This is a genomic window from Stutzerimonas sp. 21-1, from assembly GCF_056336065.1.
On the sequence record NZ_CM150500.1, the window covers coordinates 2,817,320 to 2,840,473 of the forward strand.

Consider the following 23,154-nt stretch of genomic DNA (forward strand, 5'->3'; position numbering starts at 1 on the left):
ACGCCAGACGCAGCCCGCGCGGGCCGCGCGGGCCGCCTTCTAGGACTGGCGCGGCTTGAGCCGCGTGGCCAGCACCGCCATGATGGCCGCCATGCCCGCCAGCACCAGGAACGGCAGGCGATAGTCCCCGGACAGATCGCGCCCCAGCCCGGCCAGCACCGGGGTCAGGCAGGCCAGACTGTAGCCGGTGCAGAGCATCATCGCCGTCAGCCGGCTGACCGCCAGCGGCGTGCTCGCTTCGTACATGGGCAGCACCAGCGCCAGCGAGAAGCTCGCATTGAGCACCACGCCCAGCAGCATGCAGACCAGCAGCGGCTGCCACTGCGGCACCAGCGCGATGGCACTCAGGCAGAGCGTCGCCAGCAAGCCCGAGCCACACATCAGCAGGTGCCGCTGACCAAAGCGCTGCGCCAGCCAGGGCGCGATAAAAGAGCTCGGCAAGCCGATCATCATGAACGCGCTGAAGAAGCCGTTGCTGTGCAACATGCTGAAGCCCACTTCGTGATAGCGCGCCACCAGCCAGGTCGCCAGCGCGTAGAACAGTCCCGCCTGCAGCGCGAAGTACAGGCTGATCAGCCAAGCCCGCGGCACGCGCCAGGGCAGCCCGGTACGCTGCTCAGGTACCGCATCCGGCTGGTTCGGCAGGCGCCACCACAGCGCCAGCGCGGCGAATGCCGGCAAGGCCCACAGCGCCAGGCCCCAGGTCCACTGCTGACCGAACAGCTCGCTCGCCGGCGCGGTGACCACCGCACCCAGCGTGCCACCCACGGCCATGGCCAGCGAATACCAGGCGGCAGCCTGGCCGATCCGCTCGAGGAAGTAGCGCTTGATGAAGCCCGACAGCAGCGGCCCCGCCACCGCGATGCCGGCGCCGACCAGCGCGGCGGTGAGAATCAGCAGCGAGGCCTGCTCGCCGAACAGGCGTAGCAGCAAGGCTACCGCGATCAACCCGAGGCACAGGCCGACGCTGCGCTCCAGGCCGAAGCGCAGCGCCAGTCGTGGCGCCAGCGGCGCCAGCAGGCCCATCAGCAGCACCGGCAGCGCGGTGGTCAGGCTGATGGTGCTGCGGCTGAGGCCGAGTTCGATGGCGATCTGTTCGATCAGGGGCGCGAAGGAGGTGATACCAGGGCGCAGGTTGACGGCCGCCAGCAGCAGCGCGGCCATCAGCACCCAGCGGGAAGGTCTGTTCACAGCGGTTCCAACAGTCATGGCAGGCGCCGGGGAGGCAACCCTACTCCCAGCCCCGGGCGACGACAAGCCTATTGAACCGATCGGTCAGCTTCCGACCTTGCTGCGCTTCTTCTCGGCCAAGGCGGCCATTTCGTCATAGATCGCCTGCGGACTCTGCTGCTTGATCCGCCAGGCAATACGCCCTTCCTCGTGCGGCAGAATCATGAATTCGCCTGCGGCTACCCGCTGATGGATGTAGTCGGCGATATCCGCCGCGGTGATCGGCGAGGCTTCCAGCAGCTTGCCGATCTGCGCCTTCATGTGCGGCGTCGGGCCGCGATAGGAGTCCAGCAGATTGGTCTGGAAGAACGACGGACACACCACGTGCACGCCGATCTCCTGCTGGCGCAGTTCCACCAGCAGACTTTCCGACAGCGCCACCACACCAGCCTTGGCGACGTTGTAGTTGCTCATGCCCGGCGCCTGCATGAGCGCGGCCATCGAGGCGATATTGATGAGCTTGCCGCGACTCTTCTGCAGCAGCGGCAGGAACGCCTTGCAACCCTTGACCACGCCCATCAGGTTGATCGCGATCTGCCAGTCCCAATCCTCCAGCGACAGCTCGCTGAAGAAGCCGCCCGACGCCACGCCGGCGTTGTTCACCACGATGTCGATGCCGCCGAGCTTGTCTTCGCAGGCCTGGGCGAAGGCGATCAACTGGCTGTAGTCGCGCACATCGCAACGCTGGACGAAGCCGTCGCCGCCGGCGGCGCGAACCATTTCCAGGGTCTGCGCCAGCCCCGCCTCGTTGACGTCGGAAAGCGCCAGGCGCCAGCCGTCGCGCGCCCAGCGCAGGGCGATCTCGCGGCCCAGCCCGGAGCCCGCTCCGGTAACCATCATGCGGTTCTGATTCATCGTGCAGCCCTCGTTGTCCGGTTCAATGGCAGCGAGTCTAGCGAAAGGCATCCGGCCGCCCGGCATCCATCAGGGCGCTGAATGACCTGGGCAAACCGCCATGCGGATCGCTGGCGCGGCGTGCGAAGAAAACATCCGGGCCACTTTTCGGCGGGCATGAAAAAGGCAGCCCGAAGGCTGCCTCTTTTTTTACATCGCGAACGATTGTCAGTGAGCAACGGCACCCGTTGCACCCAGACCGGTCTGCGAACGCACGAACTGCGGGAAGAAGCGTGCACGCTCGTCGCTGGCCATCTTCGACTTGTCGGTAATCGAGAAGAACCAGATACCGGCGAAGGCCACAGCTACCGAGAACAGCGCCGGGTAGGAGTACGGGAAGATCGCCTCGGCGTTGCCCAGCACCTGCACCCATACGGTCGGGCTGAGGATGGTCAGCACCAGCGCGGTGAACAGCCCCAGGGAACCACCGATCAGCGCACCGCGAGTGGTCAGGTTCTTCCAGTACATGGAGAGGAACAGGACCGGGAAGTTGCAGCTGGCAGCGATGGAGAAGGCCAGACCCACCATGAAGGCGATGTTCTGCTTCTCGAAGGCGACACCGAGGATGATCGCGACCACACCCAGAGCCAGGGTGGTGCGCTTGGTCACCTTCATCTCGTCCTCTTCCTTGGCCTTGCCCTTCTTGATCACGCAGGCGTACAGGTCGTGAGACACGGCCGAAGCACCTGCCAGGGTCAGGCCGGCAACCACCGCCAGGATGGTGGCGAAGGCCACAGCGGAGATGAAGCCGAGGAACAGGTTACCGCCAACCGCGTTGGCCAGGTGCACGGCCACCATGTTGGTGCCGCCGATGATGGCGCCAGTGGCATCCTTGTATTCCGGATTGGTGCTGACCAGCAGGATCGCGCCGAAACCGATGATAAAGGTCAGGATGTAGAAGTAGCCGATGAAGCCGGTGGCATAGAACACGCTCTTGCGGGCTTCCTTGGCGTCGGAGACGGTGAAGAAGCGCATCAGGATGTGCGGCAGGCCAGCGGTACCGAACATCAGCGCCAGACCCAGGGAGATCGCCGAAACCGGATCGGTTACCAGACCACCCGGGCTCATGATGGCTTCGCCCTTGGTGTGGATCTTCACGGCTTCGGAGAACAGGGTGCCGAAGTCGAAGCCCACGTGCTTCATTACCATGATGGCCATGAAGCTGGCGCCGGACAGCAGCAGTACAGCCTTGATGATCTGTACCCAGGTGGTCGCCAGCATGCCGCCGAACAGCACGTAGCAAACCATCAGTACGCCGACCAGAACCACCGCAACCAGGTAGTCCAGGCCGAACAGCAGCTGGATCAGCTTGCCGGCACCGACCATCTGGGCGATCAGATAGAAGGCCACCACGGTCAGCGAACCCATCGCCGACAGGATGCGGATCTGGGTCTGACCGAGACGATAGGAGGCCACGTCGGAGAAGGTGAACTTACCCAGGTTGCGCAGGCGCTCGGCCATCAGGAACAGGATCAGCGGCCAGCCAACCAGAAAGCCGATGGAGTAGATCAGGCCGTCATAGCCACTGGTGAACACCAGAGCGGAAATACCCAGGAACGACGCCGCGGACATGTAGTCGCCGGCGATCGCCAGGCCGTTCTGGAAGCCGGTGATGCTGCCGCCGGCGGTGTAGTAGTCGGACGTGGAGGTGTTGCGCTTGGCCGCCCACTTGGTGATACCCATCGTGAAGGCGATGAACACCACGAACATGATGATGGCGGTCCAGTTGGTCGCCTGCTTCTGGACTTCACCGGTGAGGGCTTCTCCCGCCAGCAGCATCGGGGAGGCTGCCAGTAGTGCGGCAGCGGACAGCAAACGAGCGATCATTATTTTTGGGCCTCGTTGAGGATTTCCTGGTTGATACGGTCGAACTCGCCGTTGGCGCGCTGCACGTAGACTCCCGTCAGGCCGATGGCCAGGAAGATCAGGCCCAGGCCGGCAGGAATTCCCCAGGTGGTAACGGTTTGCGCACTGAGCTTGACGCCCAGCAGATGGGGTTCGAAAGCGATCACCAGAATGAAGGCAAAATAGGCTGCCAGCATGATGATCGAAAGCATCCAGGCAAAACGGCCACGCTTGGCGACCAGCTCCTGGAAGCGGGGGTTGTTATAGATCTGCTGGTAAGCATTGTCGTTATTGTGCATTGCAACTGTCTCCACGATCATTTGCCCCCCAATGAGGACAGGGTGGCTACTTTAGGGCCGGATCGGCTGAATTCCACCCGACTTTGGTCTGACTTCGAGCGGCGCAAAGCAGCGAGCTAGAGCCAGCCAAACACCTTGAAACATTCTGCAGGCCTTATTTAGCGGGGCTCACAGCGTTTCGGAACGGTATTTGCTGAACATGACGAAAGTCATTCTTCGGCACGCCATGTCGCCTAAAGGCGTATACGTTCGACGTACCCGCGATACGCCAACAAAGACCCGGTGACGCCGTTCTGCTGCTACCGGCGAAACGATGTCCAGCGACGCAGATCAAACCAATCGCGGGGCTGCGTGTCTGAGCCAGGCCCGCCCCGGTGACGACGAAACGCCGGAACGACGCACAGGAAGGGCTGCACGGCTCGACCCCGCATGACTGCCGCCGCGCAGGTCGCTTTATGGAGAATTCGCATGCCGCTGCTGCCGCTCATTGCCCTGCTGGTCGTCTGCGTACTGCCAGTACAGGCCGCCGACCTCGGTGCCGCCGAATATGGCTTTCCGCTGGACAATCCGTTCGAGGCGACCATCGCCACGACCCCGCTCGAACTGCGTCCGGCGGTGCCGGCCGACGACGAGATCGATCAGGCCGACTACAGCCTGCGCCTGCGCCCGGAGCGCGAATTCACGCTGCCGGACAACTTCTGGCCGGTTAAACGCCTGGGCTACCGGCTCGCACGTCAGGCGGGTCCAGCGCCCTTGATCTTCATCATCTCCGGCACGGGCGCGCATTACGCCAACAGCAAGACCGAGGCGCTCAAGCGGCTGTTCTACGGCGCCGGCTTCCATGTGGTGCAGCTTTCCTCGCCCACCAGTTACGACTTCATGGCCGCCGCCTCGCGCTATGCCACCCCGGGCCTGAGCCAGGACGACGCCAAGGACCTCTACCGGGTCATGCAGGCCGTGCGCGCACAACAGCGCAAATTGCCGGTGACCGAGTTCCACCTGCTCGGCTACAGCCTCGGCGCGCTGCACGCCGCCTTCGTCAGCCAGCTCGACGAGACGCGGCAGAGCTTCGGCTTCAAGCGCGTGCTGCTGCTCAACCCGCCGGTCAACCTCTATACCTCGATCAGCAACCTGGACAAGCTGGTGCAGACCCGGGTCGAAGGCATCGACAACAACACCACGTTCTACGAGGTCGTGCTGGACAAGCTGACCCGCTACTACCGCCACAAGGGCTACATCGACCTCGACGAAGCCATGCTCTACGACTTCCAGCAGTCGCCACTGCGGCTCAGCGACGAGCAGATGGCGATGCTGATCGGCACGGTGTTCCGCTTCTCTGCGGCGGACATCGCCTTTACCTCGGACCTGATCAACCGTCGCGGACTGATCACCCCGCCCGACTACCCGATCGACGAAGGCACCAGCCTGGAACCGTTCCTCAAGCGCGCGCTGCTATGCGACTTCGACTGCTACATCGTCGAACAGCTGATTCCCATGTGGCGCGCGCAGTACGACGGCGGCAGCCTCACCCAGATGATCGAGCAGGTGAGCCTCTACGCGCTTGAGGACTACCTGCGCAGCGCCGACAAGATTGCCGTGATGCACAACGCCGATGATCTGATCCTCGGCCCCGGCGACATCGGCTTTCTGCGGCGCACCTTCGGCGAGCGGCTGACGCTGTACCCGCGCGGTGGGCACTGCGGCAACCTCAACTACCGCGTCAACACCGCGCAGATGCTGGAGTTCTTCCGTGGCTAGGTTCTCTTTGTTGTTGCCGCTGCTGCTCGCCAGTGCCGCGGCCTGGGGCGAAACCTCGAACATCGACGAGGATGGCTTCACCCACCCGCTGCGCGATCTCGAATTCAATCCCGGTCTCGACCAGCGCGAGTTCGAGCGCGCAACCTTCAAGGCGCTGGACGTCTATGACCCCTTCGAGTCGTTCAACCGGCACATGTACCACTTCAACTACCGGCTGGACCAGTGGGTGATGCTGCCGGTGGTGCGCGGCTACGTTTACGTCACCCCGCGCCTGGTGCGCACCGGAGTGAGCAACTTCTTCAGCAATCTCGGCGAACTGCCGACTCTGGCCAACAGCGTGCTGCAGCTCAAGGGCGAGCGGGCGATGAACGCGACGGCGCGCCTCCTGTTCAACACCATAATCGGCGTCGCCGGCCTGTGGGACCCGGCGACGCGCATGGGGCTGCCTCGCCAGCCGGAGGATTTCGGCCAGACCCTGGGGCATTACGGCGTCCCCAGCGGTCCGTACCTGATCCTGCCGGCGCTCGGTCCGTCCAACCTGCGCGACAGCGCCGGACTGGTCACCGACTTCGCCATCGAACGCCAGGTGGACTATTTCGGCTACGCCGAGGCCAGCGGCGGGCAGTTCGGCCTGACGGCGCTGCGCGTGGTGGATATCCGCTACAGCACCGACTTCCGCTACGGCCAGCTCAACTCGCCGTTCGAGTATGAAAAGGTGCGTTATGTCTACAGCCGCGCGCGCGATCTGCAGATTGCGGAATGATCCATAAAACCGATTATTCCAACCCATAAAACGCGCCCATGGATCGAAGCAGGCGCTCTATCCTCGCCATCAGCAACCGAGGAGGCCGTTCATGTCCCAGCGCGAAATCGTATCCATCAGCACCGGCCGCGCCACTTCCGATGGCGCCGGTGTCAGCCTGACCCGCGTGTTCGGCGGTGCCGCGCCGGAGCGCTTCGATCCATTCCTGATGCTCGACGAGTTCGGCTCGCACGATCCGGACGACTACATCGCCGGTTTCCCGCCGCATCCGCACCGCGGCTTCGAAACCATCACCTACATGCTGGAAGGTCGGATGCGCCATGAAGACCACATGGGCAACGTCGGCCTGCTGGAGAGCGGCGGTGTGCAGTGGATGACCGCGGCGCGCGGCGTCATCCACAGCGAGATGCCGCAGCAGCGCGAAGGCAGCATACGGGGTTTCCAGCTTTGGCTTAACCTGCCTGCCCACGCCAAGCTTGGTGCGCCCGGCTACCGTGATTTCGCAGCGCAGGAGATTCCCCAACTGGCGCTACCCAACGGGGTCGTGGCCAAGGTCATCGCCGGTCGATTGGCGGTCGGGGCTATCGACCAGCCCGGCGTCGTGCAGCGCCCAGACACCGACCCGCAGTTGTTCGATCTGCAGCTGCCGGCCGGCAGCGATCTGGCGCCGCGCATAGCCGACGGCTATCGCCTACTGCTCTACGTGTTCGAGGGGATGGTGCAGATTGGCGGGCAGGACGCCGGCAAGGGCCAGCTGGCGCGGCTGTCGGAGCATGGCGAGCTACAGCTGCACAGCCGCGACGGCGCGCGTTTACTGCTACTGGCCGGCAAGCCGCTGGGCGAGCCGATCGTGCAGTACGGGCCGTTCGTGATGAACAGCCACGAGGAAATCGAGCAGGCGCTACGCGATTATCGCGACGGCACGCTGGCCTGAGCCGGCGTCATCGGGCGCGGCGAATCAGCCGCGCCGCTTTCGCCGACCATAGAGACTCGGCTCGCCTTCCGGGCGTGTCTTGAAGCGCCGATGCGCCCAGAGGTATTGCTCCGGCAGCGCGCCGACCGCTTCCTCGACCCATTGATTGATGCGCCGGCAGTCGGCCTCTTCCGTCTCGCCGGGGAAATCCTCCAGCGGCGGATGGATCACCAGCCGATAGCCCGAGCCATCGGCCAGACGCTCCTGAGTGAACGGCACCACCAGAGCCCGCCCCAGGCGGGCGAACTTGGTGGTGGCGGTGACGGTTGCCGCCTGGATGCCGAACAGCGGCACGAACAGGCTCTGCTTGCGCCCGTAGTCCTGATCCGGCGCGTACCAGATGGCGCGGCCGGCGCGCAGCACCTTGAGCATCGCCCGCACGTCCTCGCGCTCGATGGCGGTGGCATCGCGATTGTGCCGCTCGCGCCCGCGCCGCTGGATGAAATCGAACAGCGGGTTCTTGTGCTCGCGGTACATGCCGTCGATGGTGTGGCGCTGGCCCAGCAACGCGGCGCCGATCTCCAGCGTGGTGAAATGCAGCGCCATCAGAATCACGCCCTGCCCTGCCGTCTGCGCGCGCTGCAGGTGTTCCAGCCCCTCGACATGCGCCAGGCGCTGCAGGCGCGCCTGCGGCCACCACCAGCTCATGGCCATTTCGAAAAAGGCGATGCCGGTGGAGGCGAAGTTTTCCTTCAGCAGCCGCTCGCGCTGCTCCTGGCTCAGTTCGGGGAAGCACAGTTCCAGGTTGCGCCGGGCGATTTTCCGTCGCGCACCTGCAACGGCATACATCAACCGGCCGAGCAGACGGCCCAGACGCAACAGCCACGGATACGGCAATTGCACCAGCAGCCAGAGCAGCCCCAGCCCCAGCCAGAGCAGCCAGAAACGCGGATGCAGGAAGTACGGGCGAAAGTGAGGACGTTCCATAACAGGCTCGAAGCGGGTGAAGCCGCGCATTCTATCGGGAAAAACGCTGCAAAACCGAGCCATTGGCCCCGGCGGCGGTCCGTGTCCGCTGTTGCAGGCCGCGCCGCACCCCGCTATAAGTCCTCGCCATTTACCGCCGCAGGCAGACCATGAGCCAAGCCGACTCCTCTCCCAACGCCCCCGTCTTCCAGCTCAAGGGCAGCATGCTCGCCATCACCGTGCTGGAGATTGTGCGCAACGACCTCGACGCCCTCGACGTACAGCTGGCAGCCAAGGTCGAGCAGGCACCAGACTTCTTCAACAACACACCGCTGGTGCTGGCCCTGGACAAGCTGCCCGCCGATGATGCGGATATCGACCTCGCCGCGCTGATCGCGCTATGCCGCAAGCACGGCCTGCGCACGCTGGCGGTTCGCGCCGCCCAACCGGCCTATATCAGCGCAGCCGAGCGCCTCGACATGCCGGTGCTGCCACCCTCCGGCGCACGCGAGCGCAAGGTCGATCTGGCGAGCAAGGCACCGGCCAAACCCGCCGAGCCGGTCTATCGCCCGACGCGTGTGGTGACCACGCCGATCCGCGGCGGCCAGCAGGTCTATGCCCAGGGCGGCGACCTGATCGTGCTGGCCGCGGTCAGCCCCGGCGCGGAACTTCTCGCCGATGGCAACATCCATGTGTACGGTCCGCTGCGCGGGCGCGCGCTAGCGGGCATCAAGGGCGACGCCAATGCGCGCATTTTCTGCCAGCAACTGGCCGCCGAGATGGTCTCGATCGCCGGTCAGTACAAGGTGGCCGAAGACCTGCGCCGCGAGCCGTTGTGGGCCGAAGCGGTGCAGATCCGGCTGGCCGGCGACGTGTTGAACATCACCCGCCTTTAACGGATACTTCCGCGAATTTTCCGCACCAAAATGGCTTCCCGCGCCGCTCAGGCCGACGAGGCCGATTTTTCATATTTAGGGTGAAGCACCTTGGCCAAGATCCTCGTAGTCACTTCCGGCAAAGGTGGCGTCGGCAAGACCACCACCAGCGCCGCCATCGGAACCGGCCTCGCTCTGCGCGGGCACAAGACCGCCGTGGTCGACTTCGACGTCGGCCTGCGTAATCTGGACTTGATCATGGGCTGCGAGCGTCGCGTGGTTTACGACTTCGTCAACGTCATCAATGGCGACGCGACCCTCGGCCAGGCGCTGATCAAGGACAAGCGCCTGGAGAACCTCTACGTCCTCGCCGCCAGCCAGACCCGCGACAAGGACGCCCTGACGCTCGAAGGCGTCGGCAAGGTGATCGATGAGCTAAGCAAGACTTTCGAGTACGTGATCTGCGACTCCCCGGCCGGTATCGAAAAGGGCGCGCACCTAGCCATGTACTACGCCGACGAAGCCATCGTGGTGACCAACCCGGAAGTATCGTCGGTACGCGACTCCGACCGCATGCTCGGCCTGCTGGCCAGCAAATCGCGCCGCGCCGAGAACGGCCAGGAGCCGATCAAGGAGCATCTGTTGCTGACCCGCTACAACCCCGAGCGCGTCAACAAGGGCGAAATGCTCGGCGTCGAAGACGTCGAGGAAATCCTTTCCATCCGCCTGCTCGGCGTAATCCCGGAATCTCAGGCGGTGCTCAAGGCTTCCAACCAGGGCATCCCGGTGATTCTCGACGACCAGAGCGACGCCGGCCAGGCCTATAGCGACGCCGTCGACCGTCTGCTCGGCAAGGAAGTGGCGCACCGCTTCCTCGACGTGAAGAAGCCCGGCTTCCTGCAACGACTCTTTGGAGGCCGCGAATGAACCTTTTCGATTTCTTTCGCGAGCGCAAGAAGAAGGAAACGCCGGCCGCCATCGCGAAGGAGCGCCTCCAGATCATCGTTGCGCATGAACGCGGCCAACGCACCCAGCCGGACTACCTGCCTGCGCTGCAGAAGGAGCTGGTGGAGGTGATCCGCAAGTACGTCAACATCGATCAGGATCAGGTCCAGGTGGCGCTGGAGGACCAGGGCAGCTGCTCGATCCTCGAGCTGAACATCACCCTGCCGGATCGCTGAGCGACCCGGCTGTTTCAGAAACGGCGGCCTCGGGCCGCCGTCTTCGTTTGTGGAAAAGCACATGCCGCTAAGCAACATCGAGATCGTCCATCAGGACGCCGCCCTGCTGGTGATCAACAAGCCTACCCTGCTGCTCTCCGTGCCCGGCCGCGCCGAGGACAACCGCGATTGCCTGGTGACCCGCCTGCAGGAAAACGGCTACCCCGAAGCGCGCATCGTGCACCGGCTGGACTGGGAAACCTCGGGCCTGATCGTGCTCGCCCGGGATGCTGACAGCCACCGCGAGCTGTCTCGTCAGTTTCACGATCGCGAAACCGAAAAAGCCTACACGGCGCTGTGCTGGGGCCAGCCGGAGCAGGACAGCGGCAGTATCGACCTGCCGCTGCGCTACGACCCCCCGACCAAGCCACGGCACGTCGTCGATCACGAGCTGGGCAAACATGCGCTGACGTTCTGGCGCATCCTCGAACGCTGCGGCGATCACTGCCGCGTCGAACTGACACCGATCACCGGTCGCTCGCATCAGCTACGCGTGCACATGCTCTCCATCGGCCATCCGCTGCTCGGCGACCGCCTGTACGCGCACGAGCAGGCCCTGCAGGCGCATGAGCGTCTGTGCCTGCATGCCAGCATGCTCACGCTGACCCACCCGCAAACCGGCGAACGCCTGCGCTTCGACTGCGCGGCACCCTTCTGAACGGCAACACACGGCGCCGGCCAGTCGCGCAGACCGGCTGAGGTCGATGCGGTAGACTTTGCGCCATTGCAGTCCGGAGCCCGTCATGCCGCAAGCACTCAACCAGAGCCTGATCGAATTCCTTCAGGCATCCCCCACGCCGTTCCACGCCACGCTCAGTCTCGCTCAGCGCCTGCAGGCCGCCGGCTTCACTCCGCTCGTGGAACGTGACGCCTGGCATCTGCAGCCCGGCGGGCGCTATTACGTCACGCGCAACGATTCGTCGCTCATCGCCTTCCAGCTCGGCAGCAGAACGATGGTCGAGCACGGCATGCGCCTGGTCGGTGCGCATACCGACAGTCCTTGCCTGCGCGTCAAGCCGCATCCGGACCTGCAGCGCCAGGGCTTCTGGCAGCTCGGCGTGGAAGTCTACGGCGGTGCGCTGCTGGCACCCTGGTTCGACCGCGACCTGTCGCTCGCCGGCCGCGTCACCTACAGCCGCGACGGCCGCATCGAGAGCCAGCTGATCGACTTCCGCCTGCCCATCGCGGTGATCCCCAGCCTGGCCATTCACCTCAACCGCGAAGCGAACCAGGGCTGGGCCATCAACGCGCAGAACGAACTGCCACCGCTGATCGCCCAGGTATTCGGCGAGGAGAATCCGGATCTGCGAGCGCTGCTGGCCGAACAGCTGAGCCGCGAGCACGATCTGATCGCCGACGTGATCCTCGACTTCGAGCTCAGCCTCTACGACACCCAGTCAGCCGCGGTGGTCGGCCTCAACGGCGATTTCATCGCCGGCGCCCGTCTGGACAACCAGCTGTCATGCTTCGCCGGCCTGCAGGCGCTGCTGAATGCCGCGCCGGAAGAGACCTGCGTGCTCGTCTGTACCGATCACGAGGAGGTCGGCTCCTGCTCCATGTGCGGCGCCGACGGCCCGTTCCTTGAGCAGGTGCTGCGCCGCGTGCTCCCGGAAGATGAGAGTTTCCAGCGCTGCATCAACCGCTCCCTGCTGATCTCCGCCGACAACGCACACGCCGTGCACCCCAACTACGCCGACAAGCACGACGGCAACCACGGACCGAAGCTCAACGCCGGCCCGGTGATCAAGGTCAACAGCAACCAGCGCTACGCCACCAGCAGCGAAACCGCCGGCTTCTTCCGCCATCTGTGCGTGGAAAACGAGGTGCCGGTACAGAGCTTCGTTACCCGCAGCGATCTCGGCTGCGGATCGACCATCGGACCGATCACCGCCGGTCAGCTCGGCGTGCGCACGGTCGATATCGGCCTGCCGACCTTCGCCATGCATTCGATCCGCGAACTGGCCGGCAGTCAGGACCTGGCGCACCTGGTGAAGGTACTCACCGCTTTCTATTCGAGCAGCACGCTGCCCTGAAGCGGATGCGGGTGCGCCGGCCGGCGCACCGCATGGTTGGTCACTGCAGATCGGCGTCGATGACCAGTGCCAGCTTGCCGGAAACGGTATTGCTGGCCAGTGCAGCGAAGGCCGCTTCGGCGTCGCCGATCGGGAAGCCCTGCTCCAGACGCGGTGACAATTTACCCTCAGCGAACAACGGCCAAACCTTCTCCTCCATCTCGGCGAGTAACCCGGCCTTGTAGTCCGCATCGCGGCTGCGCAGCGTTGAGCCGATCAGCTGGATGCGTTTGGCCAGCAGCCCCGCCAGGTCGAGCTCGGCCTTGCGCCCGCCCATCAAGCCGATCATCACCCAGCGCGCGTCCAGGCCCAGCAGCTGAAGGTTCAGTGCGGCGTACTTGGCACCGACCGGATCGAGGATCAGGTCGAATGGCGCGAAATCGCGCAGCGCCTCCAGCGCTTCTCCACGCAACACGCCGCCCTGTGCGCCGAGCGCTTCGCAGTAGGCCAGACGCTCGGCCGAGCCCACACTGACCCAGCAAGGGTTGTCGAACGCCTTGCACAGCTGGATCGCCGCCGAACCGACACCGCTGGCCCCGGCATGCAGCAGCACCTTCTCGCCAGGCTGCAGCGCACCCAGCCGATACAGATTGAGCCAGGCTGTGGCATACACCTCGGGAATCACCGCCGCCTCGTGCAGCGACAGTCCCGCCGGCACCGGCAGCGCATGCCGGGCATCGACCACAACTTCCTCCGCCATGCCGCCACCGGCCAGCAAGGTACAAACCCGATCGCCAACCTGCCAGCGGCTGCCCGCACCGACTTCCGTGACCACCCCGGCACACTCCAGACCGAGAATATCGGTCACGCCCGCTGGCGGCGGGTAATGACCGGCACGCTGCAACAGGTCGGCGCGGTTCAACCCAGCGGCCGCAACGCGAATTCGTACCTCACCCTCGCCACACTCCGGGGCTGGTCGCTGCGCCCACTCCAGTTCCCCCTCGACGCCTTGCAATGCCTTCATGCTGCCTCCATAGTGAGTCCAATCCTGCGCCCAACCGTCACTCGCTGGTCTTTCCCAGCCATACCAGCGGGCGCGTGCTTCATACCGCCGGACGCCTGACGAACCGGCGCCAACTCTAGATGGCCTAATATGCGTTATTCCTCAGCCTTACGTCGCCCTCAAACCATGAAACGCACGCTTGCCTGCACCGTTTTCACCCTGCTGTTCGGCCTCCAGGCCTCGCTGGCGCTGGCCAAGCCCGGCGACGCACCGAAGTGGGATTACCTACAGCCGGACCGCGAGCAGGTCATTGCCAGCCTCAACGTGGTCGAGCTGCTCAAGCGCCACCATTACAACAAGCCACCGCTCAACGACGCACGCTCGGCAAAGATCTTCGACAGCTACATCGAGATGCTCGATCCCGCGCGCAGCTATTTCCTCGAATCGGACCTCGCCGAATTCAACCGCTGGCGCACCGAGTTCGACGACTTCCTCAAGCGCGGCAACCTGGAACCGGGCTTCCTCATCTACAAACGTCACCTGGAGCGCCTGGAAGATCGCCTCACCTATGCGCTGGGCCTGCTGCAGCAGGGCGTCGACAAGATCGACTTCACGGTCGATGAGACGCTGCTGGTGGATCGCGAAAAGGCCGCCTGGGCGAAGGACCGCGCAGAACTCGATGACCTCTGGCGCAAGCGCGTGAAGGATGAAGTCCTGCGCCTGAAGATAGCCGGCAAGGAGCCGAAGGCCATCGAGGAGCTACTGACCAAGCGCTACAAAAATCAGTTGGCGCGGCTGGAGCAAACTCGCGGCGAAGACGTGTTCCAGACCTATATCAACGCCTTCGCGCAGTCCTACGATCCGCACACGCAGTATCTGTCGCCGGACAACGCGGAGAACTTCGATATCAACATGAGCCTGTCGCTGGAAGGCATCGGTGCGGTGCTGCAGAGCGACAACGAGCACGTCAAGATCGTGCGCCTGGTGCCGGCTGGCCCGGCAGAGAAAAGCAAGCAGCTGGCGCCGGCCGACAAGATCATCGGCGTCGCCCAGAGCGATGACGAGATGGTCGATGTGATTGGCTGGCGACTGGACGAAGTGGTCAAGCTGATTCGTGGTCCGAAGGGCTCGGTTGTGCGTCTGGAAGTGATTCCGGCGAGCAACGCACCCAACGACCAGACCAGCAAGATCGTCGCGATCACTCGCGAAGCGGTGAAGCTGGAAGAACAGGCGGCGAAGAAATCGGTGCTCAACCTCGAGCACCAGGGCCAGCAGTTCAAGCTCGGCGTCATCGAGATACCGGCTTTCTACCTTGACTTCAAGGCGCTGCGCGCCGGCGACCAGAACTACAAGAGCACCACCCGCGACGTGAAGAAACTGCTGACCGAATTGCAGCAGGAGAAGGTCGATGGCGTGGTGATCGACCTGCGCAACAACGGCGGCGGATCGCTGCAGGAAGCCACCGAACTGACCGGCCTGTTCATCGACCAGGGGCCGACCGTGCTGGTGCGCAACGCCGACGGCCGCGTCGACGTGCTGGCTGACGAGAACGTCGGCGCGTTCTATAAAGGGCCGCTGGCGGTACTGGTCAATCGGCTGTCCGCTTCCGCGTCGGAGATTTTCGCTGGCGCCATGCAGGACTATCACCGCGCACTGATCCTCGGCGGACAGACGTTCGGCAAAGGCACCGTGCAGACCATCCAGCCGCTCAATCACGGCGAACTGAAGCTGACCCTGGCCAAGTTCTACCGGGTTTCCGGGCAGAGCACCCAGCATCAGGGGGTGATTCCGGATATCAGCTATCCGGCCGACGTCGACACCAAGGAAATCGGCGAAAGCGCGCTGCCCGAGGCAATGCCCTGGGACAGCATCCGCGCCGCGATCAATCCGGATATGAACCCGTTCAAGCCGTTCCTCGCCGAACTCAAGGCGCGCCACGAAGCGCGCACCGAGCAGAATCCGGACTTCGTGTTCACGCGTGATCGTCTGGCCCTGACTCAGGAACTGATGCACGAAACCACGGTAAGTCTCAACGAGAGCAAGCGTCGCGCGCAGCAGGCCGCTATCGAGAAACGCCAGCTGTCGCTGGAAAATGCGCTGCGCCGGGCCAAGGGCGAAGAGCCGCTGGCCAAGCTGGAAAAGGACGACGAGACGAGTACGCCTCACGAGCCCGAGAAACTCAAGCCGGAGGATGACGCCTATCTCGCCGAGAGTGGACGGATTCTGCTCGACTATCTGGGTCTCGATTCAGCGATGGCACAGCATTGATCGACCGCTGAGCCGCTCCAACGAAAAAGGCCGCCAACAAGGCGGCCTTTTTCATTCTCATGCAGCTCCAGCGCAGATCTTATACGCCGCGCTGTGCGGCGAGCGCCTTATAGCGATCAGCTTCGACCGGATCGGCTGCCAGTCCATAGCCACCGGCACGGTAAAGCTGCTCCAGCCGCATCGCCGCCAGTGGATGTCCGGCAGTTGCCGCCTGTCCCCACCAGCGCGCCGCTTCACGTCCGTCCGGGCCGCGCGAAGCATCTTCACTGAGACTGATCACGCCCAGCTGATAGGCCGCTTTGGCATCACCGGCCTGAGCAGCCAAACGCAACAGCCGCATGCCTTCCTGCTTCGCGCCCAGACCCTGGCCACGGAAATAGAGCATATGACCGTAGAAACTCTGTGCGGCACGATCGCCCAGGTTGGCCTTGCGCGAGAACTGCCCTTCCATCCAGCGCCATAGCTTCGGCTGTTGCACCGCCCAGCGCGCAGCCATCAGTTTGCGGGCTAGCAGATAGCCTGCGCTCGCGCGCAGCTTCCAGAGCATCATGGAACCTCCGGATAATCGAATTCAAAAACCCGCGCGACCTCGCCAGCATGCCAGGATGCCGCAGCGAATCCGTCCGAAGGGCCGCTGAAGCGCCCGAGTTTCGTCGCACACTCGAAGAACCCCGTACGCGGTAACCGGCTGGCGCCCTGGCTGATGACCAGAGCGCTGCGCAGAGGTCGCTCCGCCCGCGCATCCAGCGCCGCCAGGTGCTCCAGCGCAGCGGTCAGTGTCTGCATGGCCGGAGCCGGCAATTGCAGGCGCTCGACCAATGCCCGATAGGTCACCAGATGACGCTGCCGGCGAGCCTCGCCCAGCTCCAGCAGCAACGCTTGCCAATGCTGCCGACTGATGCGCACCGCAGGACGTTGCAGGCTCAAACGTCGTCCTCCCAGCGTGGCACCTCAAGGGCACGGGCCAAGGCGCGGCGGATCGCCGTATCCGGGGCCCGTTCGCCGCTTTCAATCAACGCGAGATACGCCGGGCTGATACCTACCGAATGGGCCAGCGCGGCGATATCCAGTCCCTTTGCCTCACGCAGTTGAGGCAGCTGTCGCAGTGCCGGTACGCAAACGGCTTCGGGCGTAGGCTGAGGTGCCTCGGGACGTCGCCCTACCGCATTCAGCAGCGCCTCGTATTCGCTCCACGGCAGGACAGCATATTCGGGGGCGCCATCGCGCATGATGACCTGCACATTCATCTCTCTTTCCTGAGTTCTTTGCCTTGATGGCCGAATCTTAACAGCCTGAGCAGGCAATGGAGCATCGCGCGATGAGGCTGCATTTCACTGCATTTCCGGGTGCAGCCATCTGCTCTAACGTTGCTCGGTTTCCTGCACTGGCGGCAACGTCTCCAGCGCCGCTTTACGCAACGGTGGCTGGGCGTCGCGCCAGTCACGAAAGGCCGCGAGCTCGTCGGACCACTTGCGCATGACCCAACCCAACACAGCCAGGTCATCGATGAAGCCGAGCCCGGGAATCCAGTCCGGAAGTGCATCCAGCGGCGACAAAAAGTACAACAGCGCTGCAACCACCGATACGAGAGCCGGCTTGCTGATCGCCCGGTACTCACCGCGCCACCAGGCGACACACAACGCCTGAAACAGCGACAGATCCTCACGCAAACCTTTGAGCAACCCGCCGTGGGAGGAGCGCTTACGCGCTACCGCTAGCAGCAGCGCGGGAATTCTTCCACGCGCGATGAGGCGCTGGGCAACCGGCAGATATCGCAGGAAATTCCAGGGCGCTTTCATTGCAGATCCTCCTCCAGGCAGCGTCCTTGCTGGCTCCGAGATGTTACCCACAGAAGCTGTGGATAACCTTGTGAATTGTTTATGGATGATTGCGTCAAACGCCCTGCTCACGGGCCTCCGAGACAAATCGTTTCTTTTTTGCGCAGCCGCTCAAGTCATTGAAAAACAATGACTTATGTCATTTCGCCAAGCGAGGACAAGGAGATGGAGACGAGTGGTCTGCTGGCCGTTTGGAATGTGCATAACCGTCATATGTCAACGCTTTTTCGATAGCGTTTTTGACTAGGCTGCAGCGACAGGGTTCGGCCGAAGGAGGGGCTGGCAACGAAGCGAGCCCATGCGGCTCGCTTCGGCTGCAGGTTACAGACTGAGTTTGCTGCGATTCTTCTCGAGCGTTGCCGCGCCGATGCCCTTGACCTCCAGCAGCTCGTCGACTGACTGGAACGGACCGTGGTTGTCGCGATAATCGATGATCGCCTTCGCCTTGGTCGGGCCGACCCCTTTGAGTTCGCGGGTGAGGGTCTCTGCGTCGGCGCTGTTGATCTTAACGACCGCAACTTCCGCACTCACCGCTGGCACGGGGTCGGAGGCGCTTTGCTGGGTGCTGCTGGCAGCATGGCCTGGCACGGCCAGAGAGGTCAGCAGCGCGAAAGCCACTGCGGAAAGAAATGCTTTGCTCATTTTCACGTCCTTGATGAAGTAATGAAGGCTGCGGTACTTCCTGCTCCGCAGCGTGCTTAATCTAGGCAGCGCCCTATCGAAGTCAAAACGGGATGTGCAATTTGCGAACCCCGTCACCTTGCGATTACCTCATCGCATTGAACAGGTTGAGGCCACTGATCTTCACATAGCTCTGCTGCGCCGCCTCGAGGATGACGGTCTGGAACGACAGGCGCGACAACGCTTCGGCATAGTCCAGCTCCTTCAGCTCGGCCTGTACCGACTTGTTCACCAGAGTCACGTCCTCGTTGTCGGTCTGCGTCGTTTCGATCACGTTCAGCCGGGCGCCGATATTGCCGCGTGCGGCATCGACGCTGACCATGCCGTGGTCGAGGTTGGTCAGGCCGACGGCAACGGCGTCGCGAACCCCCTGATTACCCGTGGTAGGGCTTTCCAATGCGGAGCGAAGATTGGCGATGGTGCTGAGGATGCCCTGCTTCTGCTGAGTAGCGTCCAGCGTAACCTCCACCGAATCGCCAGCAACGGGCGCGCCGTCAAACTGCATGACCACACCACGAAAAACGAGCTTGTCGCTTGTATCCGTTTTTCCGTCCAAAGAACCGGACGCGAGCACGAGATCAGGATCGGCAAATGGATCAGCAAAGTCAGCTGGCGGGGCGTTCAGGTCGTAGACGATGTAATCGGTTTCGGAAGTGAAGTGCACGCCAATGCCCGCAGCGGGAAACGCCGGATTTGCGGTGAGCGCAACCTCGTCCTGCACCAGCGGAGCCGAAACGCTCAACGTGGAACCGGGCTGAGCGGTGAAGCTGAGTTGGTAGCGCCCGGCATTGGTCACGTTCTCAAAGACCGACTTGCCGTTGTCACTGATAGGAATATTCAACGAACTGGCGATCTGCAGCTTGCGCTGCCCCTCATCCCCTTCGTAGCTGTAGCTGCCATCGGCGCCACGCACGAACGGCTGAGTCTTGCCCTGGAAGCCGGCGAACAGATACTCGCCCCGCGCGTTGCGGGTGTTCATCAGCGACAGCAGCTCGTCCTCGCGCTCGCCCAGTTCGGCCGCGATGGACTTGCGATCCTGCGGATCGAGCGCACCGTTGCCGGCCTGCACCGCCAGCTCACGCACGCGCTGCAACACGGTGTTCACCGAATTGAGCGTGACCTCTTCCTGAGTCAGGCTGTTCTTCGCCGCCGTGAGATTGGCGTTGTACTGGCTCAACACGTTCTGCTGCTGTTCCAGCTGCAGCAGGCGTACCGACGCGACCGGATCGTCGGCCGGCGTGAGAATGCGGTTGCCGGTGCTGATCTGTTCCTGAGTACGGGTCGCGTTGGCGTAGTTGCGTTGCAACCCGGCGACGCCGTTGTTGAATGCCTGCAAGGTCGAGATGCGCATGGTCGGGCCTGTTAGCGGAAGGTGCTGATCAATGTATCGAACAGCGAGCGGGCAACTTGAATGATCTGTGCCGAGGCGTTGTAGTACTGCTCGAACTTGATCAGGTTGGCCGCCTCCTCGTCGAGGTTGACCGCCGACAGCGAGTCGCGGTTGTCGGTGGCCTGCTTGAGGATCGCGCCGTTCGCCTCGCTGTCCAGCCGCGCCTGGGCGGTCAGCGTGCCGACGCGCTCGACCAGCTCGCCATAGCCGTCGGTGAAGCTGAAGCCGGAACCCGTGACATTGCTATCGACACCGATGCTCTGCTTGCTTTGCAGGTCGACCAGTTTCAGTGCGTTGCGGTTGTCGGAGACGCCACTCTGGTTGAAGGCAATGCTGAAATCATCGCCATTCGCCGGACGGCCGCTCATGGCAAAGGCCAGCTGATACGTCTCGGTGCCGGACGTATAAGCCACCCGCACAGTATTGGCAGTGCCCGATGTGAAGCTGGGAGCGGCCGCTAGCGGATTACCCTGATCGTCTACGTACGACCAGCCGCTCGGCAGCGGATCGCCCAGCGTATAGGTCTTGCCGTCCGCGCTCAGTGTTACCTCGAGCGAAAGGCTAGCCGCGCTGAGCACGGTCTTGTCGATCGGCGACGGACCATTGACCAGATCAGGCTGACCGATGACACCGGTTCCGCTGTTTTGCAGATTACCTTCGGCACGCATCGGCGCGGCGAAGGCCAACTGGTCCGCCTGATCGAGCACCGCCGTGATGTCGGTCGCACCGCGGCGCGTGGGCTGCAGGGTGAACTTGTCGCCCACCGCGGGCGCCGGCGTTCCCGGTACGATCTGGAATCCCTGATCCCGGCCGCTCTTGTCGGTGATGCTCAGGCTGCCGTCAGCATTGGTTGTTACCGTCATCGGCTGACTGTCGCTCAGGCGACGCACCGTATAGCCACCAGCGCCATACTCCATCAGATAGTCGCTGGTGGTCAGCAGATTGGTTTGCGTGATGTTAAGCGCCGGCTGCGCATTGCTGCTGTTGCCGGAGAACGCGTTGACGCGCAGTTTCGCCAGCGCCGGATCGTTGTAATCGCCAAACAGCGCTGACCCCACATTGCCCTTCAGATCCAGGCCCTGCCCCAGCTGGCTGTTGACCTGATCGCTCACCGCCAGCGCCAGGCGGCCGAGAGAGTTCATGGTCGAGTCCAGCACCTCGCTGCGATAGCGAATCAACCCACCCAGCTCGCCACCGGTGATCTGCGAGGTGATGCCCTGGCGTGAGCCACCGCTGATGAACTGCACCTCGTGGCGGTTAGGGTCGCCCTGCCCCGGTACCACTTCCAGGCGCGCCACGCTGCTGCCCACCACCAGCGGCTGGCCGCTGCCGATGAAGATGTTGAAGCTGCTGTCGTCCTGCGGCACCACCGTCACGCCGATGTAGGTGGACAACTCGCGTACCGCCTCTTCACGGGCGTCGAGCAGGTCGTTCGGCTGCTTGCCGTTGGCGGCGGCGACGGCGATGGCTTCGTTCAGGCTGCCGATGCTGCCGGCCAGTCGGTTGACCTGGTCGGTGACCGCGGACATCTGCTTGTTGGTGAAGGCGTTCTGCTCGGCCAGCCGGTCGTAGACGGTATTGAAACGCCGCGCCAGACCTTCGGACTCGGCCAGCACCAGCTGACGCGCCGGGATGTTGGCCGGGTCCTCGGCCGCCGTCTGCATCGCGGAAAAGAAGCTCTGCAGCGCCGGGGTGATCCCCGTGGTGGTACCGGCAAGCAGCGAATCGAGCTGATCGATCTGGCTCTTGTACGCCGCTACGTCGCTGTTCAGCGCCGTGCTGCTGCGCAACTGGCTGGTAAGGAACTCGCTGTAGCTGCGGCGCACGTCGACCAGCGTGGTGCCGGAGCCGATATAGCCCGCGCCGCTGAACTGCGCCAGCCGTGTCGCCTGGGTCGCATCCTGGCGCGTGTAGCCCGGCGTGTTGACGTTGGTGATGTTGTGACCGGTGATCGACAGCTGGGTCTTGCTGGCGGAAAGCCCGGACAGGCCAATATTGAGTAGGTCAGCCATGAATTAGCCTCTGGTCCGCATGGCGGGCGCCGAACCTGCGTCGGCGACGGTCTGATAGGTCTGCATCTTGCGCGCGATCTGGCTGATCTTGCGCGCGTACTGCGGATCGGTGGCGTAGCCCGCCTTCTGCAACTCTTTGACGAAGCGCTCGGAGTCACCGGAGTTGCTGGCGACCTGAATGGCGGTCCGGTAACGGTCGTTGTTCTCCAGCAGGCTGACGAAGTCGTTGAAGCTCTGCTCGAAGGAATCGTAGGCACGGAAGCCCGCCACCTCGCGAGTGGCCTTGCCATTGACGTACTCGGTGGTGGTCGCCGAGGCCGACTCACCCTGCCAGCCGGTAGCCTTGATACCGAACAGGTTGTGGCTGTTGCTGCCGTCGCGGTGACGGATCATGGATTTGCCCCAGCCGGTTTCCAGCGCGGCCTGCGCCACCAGATAGCGCGGCTCGACGCCCAGGCGTTCGGCGGCCTTCTCGGCCATCGGCAGCATGGTGGTGATGAATTCCTCGCGCGAGCTGAAGCGCGTCTTGCTCGGCGCTGCGGCTGCATTCGCCGGCACCCCGTTGACGATCAGCGACTTGTCCTGCGGCGCGGCAAAGGCGGTGGCGGGCTTCCAGTCCAGTTCGACCAGCGGCTTGCCATCGGATACCAGCGCCTGCGGCGCGGCAGGATTGGTTGCCGAAACATTGGCGACCTGGCGCTCGCTGAGCTTGCCTGGCAACGCCAGGCGGCGCTGGTTGAGCAGACGCGAGTCGTCACGCACGGCCTCGGTCGCCGCGGCCGGCTTGTTCGGCCAGCTCGCACCTTCGGTGGCAGCGACCTGGGCGAAGGGATTCGGCCGGCTGGCGGTTTCAGTCTGCTTGCTCAGCTGGCGCACCAGCACGTCGGCCAGGCCGATGCCGCCGCCGTCTTTCGACAGACTGACCGACAGCTGCTGGTCGTACATCTCCTGATACTGCTTGGCGGCCTGGCTGTTCAGCGGGTTGTCTTCGGCCAGCACGGCATTGGCCGAGCGCATCGACTTGAGCATCTCGTTGAGAAACAGCGACTCGAATTCCTGCGCAACCTTGCGCACGTTTTCTTCGCCATCACGATCCTTCCCCACCTTCAACTGGTTGAGGCGATTGAGATCGGTGTAGCTGCCGCTGTCGAGACCGCGCCCGCCGGCGCCCAGACGAGTATCCATAT

The 23,154-nt window shown here is 63.7% G+C and carries 23 protein-coding genes; 9 read left to right on the forward strand and 14 right to left on the reverse strand.

Annotation, left to right across the window (positions count from 1 at the left end; translation table 11 throughout):
• Nucleotides 1-39 precede the first annotated feature (39 nt).
• From AC0ZJQ_RS13620 to AC0ZJQ_RS13635, 4 genes are all read right to left on the reverse strand, one after another.
• Entirely contained in the window at nucleotides 40-1,164 is a 1,125-nt protein-coding gene (locus AC0ZJQ_RS13620) for an MFS transporter (RefSeq protein ID WP_476477781.1), read from the reverse strand.
• Nucleotides 1,165-1,275: 111 nt separating this feature from the next.
• A complete protein-coding gene (locus AC0ZJQ_RS13625) occupies nucleotides 1,276-2,085 on the reverse strand; it encodes an SDR family oxidoreductase (protein WP_003287481.1) in 810 nt (269 codons plus the stop codon).
• Between the two features lie 207 nt (nucleotides 2,086-2,292).
• Nucleotides 2,293-3,951, reverse strand: a complete 1,659-nt coding sequence (locus AC0ZJQ_RS13630) for a cation acetate symporter (protein ID WP_476476805.1) — start codon at nucleotides 3,949-3,951, stop codon at nucleotides 2,293-2,295.
• Nucleotides 3,951-4,268 carry a DUF485 domain-containing protein gene (locus AC0ZJQ_RS13635; RefSeq protein WP_003287476.1) on the reverse strand — a complete coding sequence of 106 codons (318 nt, stop codon included), beginning with the start codon at nucleotides 4,266-4,268 and terminating at the stop codon, nucleotides 3,951-3,953. The genes AC0ZJQ_RS13630 and AC0ZJQ_RS13635 overlap by 1 nt, the downstream gene beginning before the upstream one ends.
• 468 nt (nucleotides 4,269-4,736) lie before the next feature.
• On the opposite strand from AC0ZJQ_RS13635, the gene AC0ZJQ_RS13640 reads away from it, so the two are divergent.
• The 3 genes from AC0ZJQ_RS13640 (at nucleotide 4,737) to AC0ZJQ_RS13650 (ending at nucleotide 7,723) form a co-directional block, all read left to right on the forward strand.
• Nucleotides 4,737-6,026 (forward strand): alpha/beta fold hydrolase, encoded by a 1,290-nt coding sequence (locus tag AC0ZJQ_RS13640; RefSeq protein WP_476476806.1) that lies wholly within the window; start codon nucleotides 4,737-4,739, stop codon nucleotides 6,024-6,026.
• Nucleotides 6,027-6,033: 7 nt separating this feature from the next.
• On the forward strand, nucleotides 6,034-6,789 hold the full coding sequence (locus AC0ZJQ_RS13645; RefSeq protein WP_476477782.1) for an MlaA family lipoprotein: 756 nt from the start codon (nucleotides 6,034-6,036) through the stop codon (nucleotides 6,787-6,789).
• Between the two features lie 91 nt (nucleotides 6,790-6,880).
• Nucleotides 6,881-7,723, forward strand: a complete 843-nt coding sequence (locus AC0ZJQ_RS13650) for a pirin family protein (protein WP_476476807.1) — start codon at nucleotides 6,881-6,883, stop codon at nucleotides 7,721-7,723.
• Between the two features lie 24 nt (nucleotides 7,724-7,747).
• On the opposite strand, the gene AC0ZJQ_RS13655 is transcribed toward AC0ZJQ_RS13650, so the two are convergent.
• Complete coding sequence (locus tag AC0ZJQ_RS13655) at nucleotides 7,748-8,689, reverse strand: lipid A biosynthesis lauroyl acyltransferase (protein ID WP_167137294.1); 942 nt, start codon at nucleotides 8,687-8,689, stop codon at nucleotides 7,748-7,750.
• A gap of 149 nt (nucleotides 8,690-8,838) precedes the next feature.
• Between AC0ZJQ_RS13655 and minC the strand changes: the two genes are divergently transcribed.
• The 5 genes from minC to AC0ZJQ_RS13680 all read left to right on the forward strand — a co-directional run bounded on the left by minC (nucleotide 8,839) and on the right by AC0ZJQ_RS13680 (nucleotide 12,796).
• A complete protein-coding gene (gene minC / locus AC0ZJQ_RS13660; protein WP_476476808.1) occupies nucleotides 8,839-9,564 on the forward strand; it encodes a septum site-determining protein MinC in 726 nt (241 codons plus the stop codon).
• Nucleotides 9,565-9,654: 90 nt separating this feature from the next.
• Nucleotides 9,655-10,470, forward strand: a complete 816-nt coding sequence (gene minD / locus AC0ZJQ_RS13665) for a septum site-determining protein MinD (RefSeq protein WP_008570733.1) — start codon at nucleotides 9,655-9,657, stop codon at nucleotides 10,468-10,470.
• Nucleotides 10,467-10,724, forward strand: a complete 258-nt coding sequence (gene minE, locus AC0ZJQ_RS13670) for a cell division topological specificity factor MinE (protein ID WP_003287467.1) — start codon at nucleotides 10,467-10,469, stop codon at nucleotides 10,722-10,724. The genes minD and minE overlap by 4 nt, the downstream gene beginning before the upstream one ends.
• Before the next feature lie 61 nt (nucleotides 10,725-10,785).
• Nucleotides 10,786-11,421: an RluA family pseudouridine synthase gene (locus tag AC0ZJQ_RS13675; RefSeq protein WP_008570735.1), complete on the forward strand. Its 636-nt coding sequence runs from the start codon at nucleotides 10,786-10,788 to the stop codon at nucleotides 11,419-11,421.
• A gap of 85 nt (nucleotides 11,422-11,506) precedes the next feature.
• The gene (locus tag AC0ZJQ_RS13680) at nucleotides 11,507-12,796 is read left to right on the forward strand and encodes a M18 family aminopeptidase (protein ID WP_167137300.1); all 1,290 of its coding nucleotides are present in this window, start codon (nucleotides 11,507-11,509) and stop codon (nucleotides 12,794-12,796) included.
• 40 nt (nucleotides 12,797-12,836) lie between these two features.
• On the opposite strand, the gene AC0ZJQ_RS13685 is transcribed toward AC0ZJQ_RS13680, so the two are convergent.
• Nucleotides 12,837-13,799, reverse strand: a complete 963-nt coding sequence (locus AC0ZJQ_RS13685; protein ID WP_314019474.1) for an NAD(P)H-quinone oxidoreductase — start codon at nucleotides 13,797-13,799, stop codon at nucleotides 12,837-12,839.
• A 165-nt stretch (nucleotides 13,800-13,964) separates the two neighbouring features.
• Here AC0ZJQ_RS13685 and AC0ZJQ_RS13690 point away from each other — a divergent pair, with 165 nt between their 5' ends.
• Nucleotides 13,965-16,046 (forward strand): carboxy terminal-processing peptidase, encoded by a 2,082-nt coding sequence (locus AC0ZJQ_RS13690; protein ID WP_167137306.1) that lies wholly within the window; start codon nucleotides 13,965-13,967, stop codon nucleotides 16,044-16,046.
• 79 nt (nucleotides 16,047-16,125) lie between these two features.
• On the opposite strand, the gene AC0ZJQ_RS13695 is transcribed toward AC0ZJQ_RS13690, so the two are convergent.
• The 8 genes from AC0ZJQ_RS13695 to flgJ form a co-directional block, all read right to left on the reverse strand.
• Entirely contained in the window at nucleotides 16,126-16,593 is a 468-nt protein-coding gene (locus tag AC0ZJQ_RS13695; RefSeq protein WP_003287459.1) for an SEL1-like repeat protein, read from the reverse strand.
• A complete protein-coding gene (locus AC0ZJQ_RS13700; protein ID WP_003287457.1) occupies nucleotides 16,593-16,973 on the reverse strand; it encodes a hypothetical protein in 381 nt (126 codons plus the stop codon). The genes AC0ZJQ_RS13695 and AC0ZJQ_RS13700 overlap by 1 nt, the downstream gene beginning before the upstream one ends.
• Nucleotides 16,970-17,293, reverse strand: coding sequence for a helix-turn-helix domain-containing protein (locus tag AC0ZJQ_RS13705; protein ID WP_213663858.1), 324 nt, complete (start codon nucleotides 17,291-17,293; stop codon nucleotides 16,970-16,972). The genes AC0ZJQ_RS13700 and AC0ZJQ_RS13705 overlap by 4 nt, the downstream gene beginning before the upstream one ends.
• 114 nt (nucleotides 17,294-17,407) lie before the next feature.
• Complete coding sequence (locus AC0ZJQ_RS13710) at nucleotides 17,408-17,845, reverse strand: YkvA family protein (protein WP_213663859.1); 438 nt, start codon at nucleotides 17,843-17,845, stop codon at nucleotides 17,408-17,410.
• Nucleotides 17,846-18,205: 360 nt separating this feature from the next.
• Nucleotides 18,206-18,526, reverse strand: a complete 321-nt coding sequence (locus AC0ZJQ_RS13715) for a ComEA family DNA-binding protein (RefSeq protein WP_167137312.1) — start codon at nucleotides 18,524-18,526, stop codon at nucleotides 18,206-18,208.
• 124 nt (nucleotides 18,527-18,650) lie between these two features.
• Entirely contained in the window at nucleotides 18,651-19,916 is a 1,266-nt protein-coding gene (gene flgL, locus AC0ZJQ_RS13720; protein ID WP_314019479.1) for a flagellar hook-associated protein FlgL, read from the reverse strand.
• 11 nt (nucleotides 19,917-19,927) lie between these two features.
• The gene (gene flgK, locus AC0ZJQ_RS13725; protein ID WP_167137318.1) at nucleotides 19,928-21,967 is read right to left on the reverse strand and encodes a flagellar hook-associated protein FlgK; all 2,040 of its coding nucleotides are present in this window, start codon (nucleotides 21,965-21,967) and stop codon (nucleotides 19,928-19,930) included.
• A gap of 3 nt (nucleotides 21,968-21,970) precedes the next feature.
• Nucleotides 21,971-23,152, reverse strand: a complete 1,182-nt coding sequence (flgJ, locus tag AC0ZJQ_RS13730) for a flagellar assembly peptidoglycan hydrolase FlgJ (RefSeq protein WP_155550281.1) — start codon at nucleotides 23,150-23,152, stop codon at nucleotides 21,971-21,973.
• Nucleotides 23,153-23,154 lie beyond the last annotated feature (2 nt).

Excerpts from the sequence above, each read along its gene's own strand:
- AC0ZJQ_RS13655 (WP_167137294.1), bottom strand. The coding sequence starts at position 8,689 with ATGGAACGTCCTCACTTTCGCCCGTACTTCCTGCATCCGCGTTTCTGG.
- AC0ZJQ_RS13710 (WP_213663859.1), bottom strand. The coding sequence starts at position 17,845 with ATGAAAGCGCCCTGGAATTTCCTGCGATATCTGCCGGTTGCCCAGCGC.
- AC0ZJQ_RS13675 (WP_008570735.1), top strand. The coding sequence starts at position 10,786 with ATGCCGCTAAGCAACATCGAGATCGTCCATCAGGACGCCGCCCTGCTG.
- AC0ZJQ_RS13690 (WP_167137306.1), top strand. The coding sequence starts at position 13,965 with ATGAAACGCACGCTTGCCTGCACCGTTTTCACCCTGCTGTTCGGCCTC.
- AC0ZJQ_RS13650 (WP_476476807.1), top strand. The coding sequence starts at position 6,881 with ATGTCCCAGCGCGAAATCGTATCCATCAGCACCGGCCGCGCCACTTCC.
- flgJ (WP_155550281.1), bottom strand. The coding sequence starts at position 23,152 with ATGGATACTCGTCTGGGCGCCGGCGGGCGCGGTCTCGACAGCGGCAGC.
- AC0ZJQ_RS13640 (WP_476476806.1), top strand. The coding sequence starts at position 4,737 with ATGCCGCTGCTGCCGCTCATTGCCCTGCTGGTCGTCTGCGTACTGCCA.
- flgK (WP_167137318.1), bottom strand. The coding sequence starts at position 21,967 with ATGGCTGACCTACTCAATATTGGCCTGTCCGGGCTTTCCGCCAGCAAG.
- minC (WP_476476808.1), top strand. The coding sequence starts at position 8,839 with ATGAGCCAAGCCGACTCCTCTCCCAACGCCCCCGTCTTCCAGCTCAAG.
- AC0ZJQ_RS13715 (WP_167137312.1), bottom strand. The coding sequence starts at position 18,526 with ATGAGCAAAGCATTTCTTTCCGCAGTGGCTTTCGCGCTGCTGACCTCT.
- AC0ZJQ_RS13635 (WP_003287476.1), bottom strand. The coding sequence starts at position 4,268 with ATGCACAATAACGACAATGCTTACCAGCAGATCTATAACAACCCCCGC.
- AC0ZJQ_RS13685 (WP_314019474.1), bottom strand. The coding sequence starts at position 13,799 with ATGAAGGCATTGCAAGGCGTCGAGGGGGAACTGGAGTGGGCGCAGCGA.
- AC0ZJQ_RS13630 (WP_476476805.1), bottom strand. The coding sequence starts at position 3,951 with ATGATCGCTCGTTTGCTGTCCGCTGCCGCACTACTGGCAGCCTCCCCG.
- AC0ZJQ_RS13695 (WP_003287459.1), bottom strand. The coding sequence starts at position 16,593 with ATGCTCTGGAAGCTGCGCGCGAGCGCAGGCTATCTGCTAGCCCGCAAA.
- AC0ZJQ_RS13625 (WP_003287481.1), bottom strand. The coding sequence starts at position 2,085 with ATGAATCAGAACCGCATGATGGTTACCGGAGCGGGCTCCGGGCTGGGC.
- AC0ZJQ_RS13620 (WP_476477781.1), bottom strand. The coding sequence starts at position 1,164 with ATGGCCGCGCTGCTGCTGGCGGCCGTCAACCTGCGCCCTGGTATCACC.
- minE (WP_003287467.1), top strand. The coding sequence starts at position 10,467 with ATGAACCTTTTCGATTTCTTTCGCGAGCGCAAGAAGAAGGAAACGCCG.
- AC0ZJQ_RS13680 (WP_167137300.1), top strand. The coding sequence starts at position 11,507 with ATGCCGCAAGCACTCAACCAGAGCCTGATCGAATTCCTTCAGGCATCC.
- AC0ZJQ_RS13705 (WP_213663858.1), bottom strand. The coding sequence starts at position 17,293 with ATGAATGTGCAGGTCATCATGCGCGATGGCGCCCCCGAATATGCTGTC.
- flgL (WP_314019479.1), bottom strand. The coding sequence starts at position 19,916 with ATGCGCATCTCGACCTTGCAGGCATTCAACAACGGCGTCGCCGGGTTG.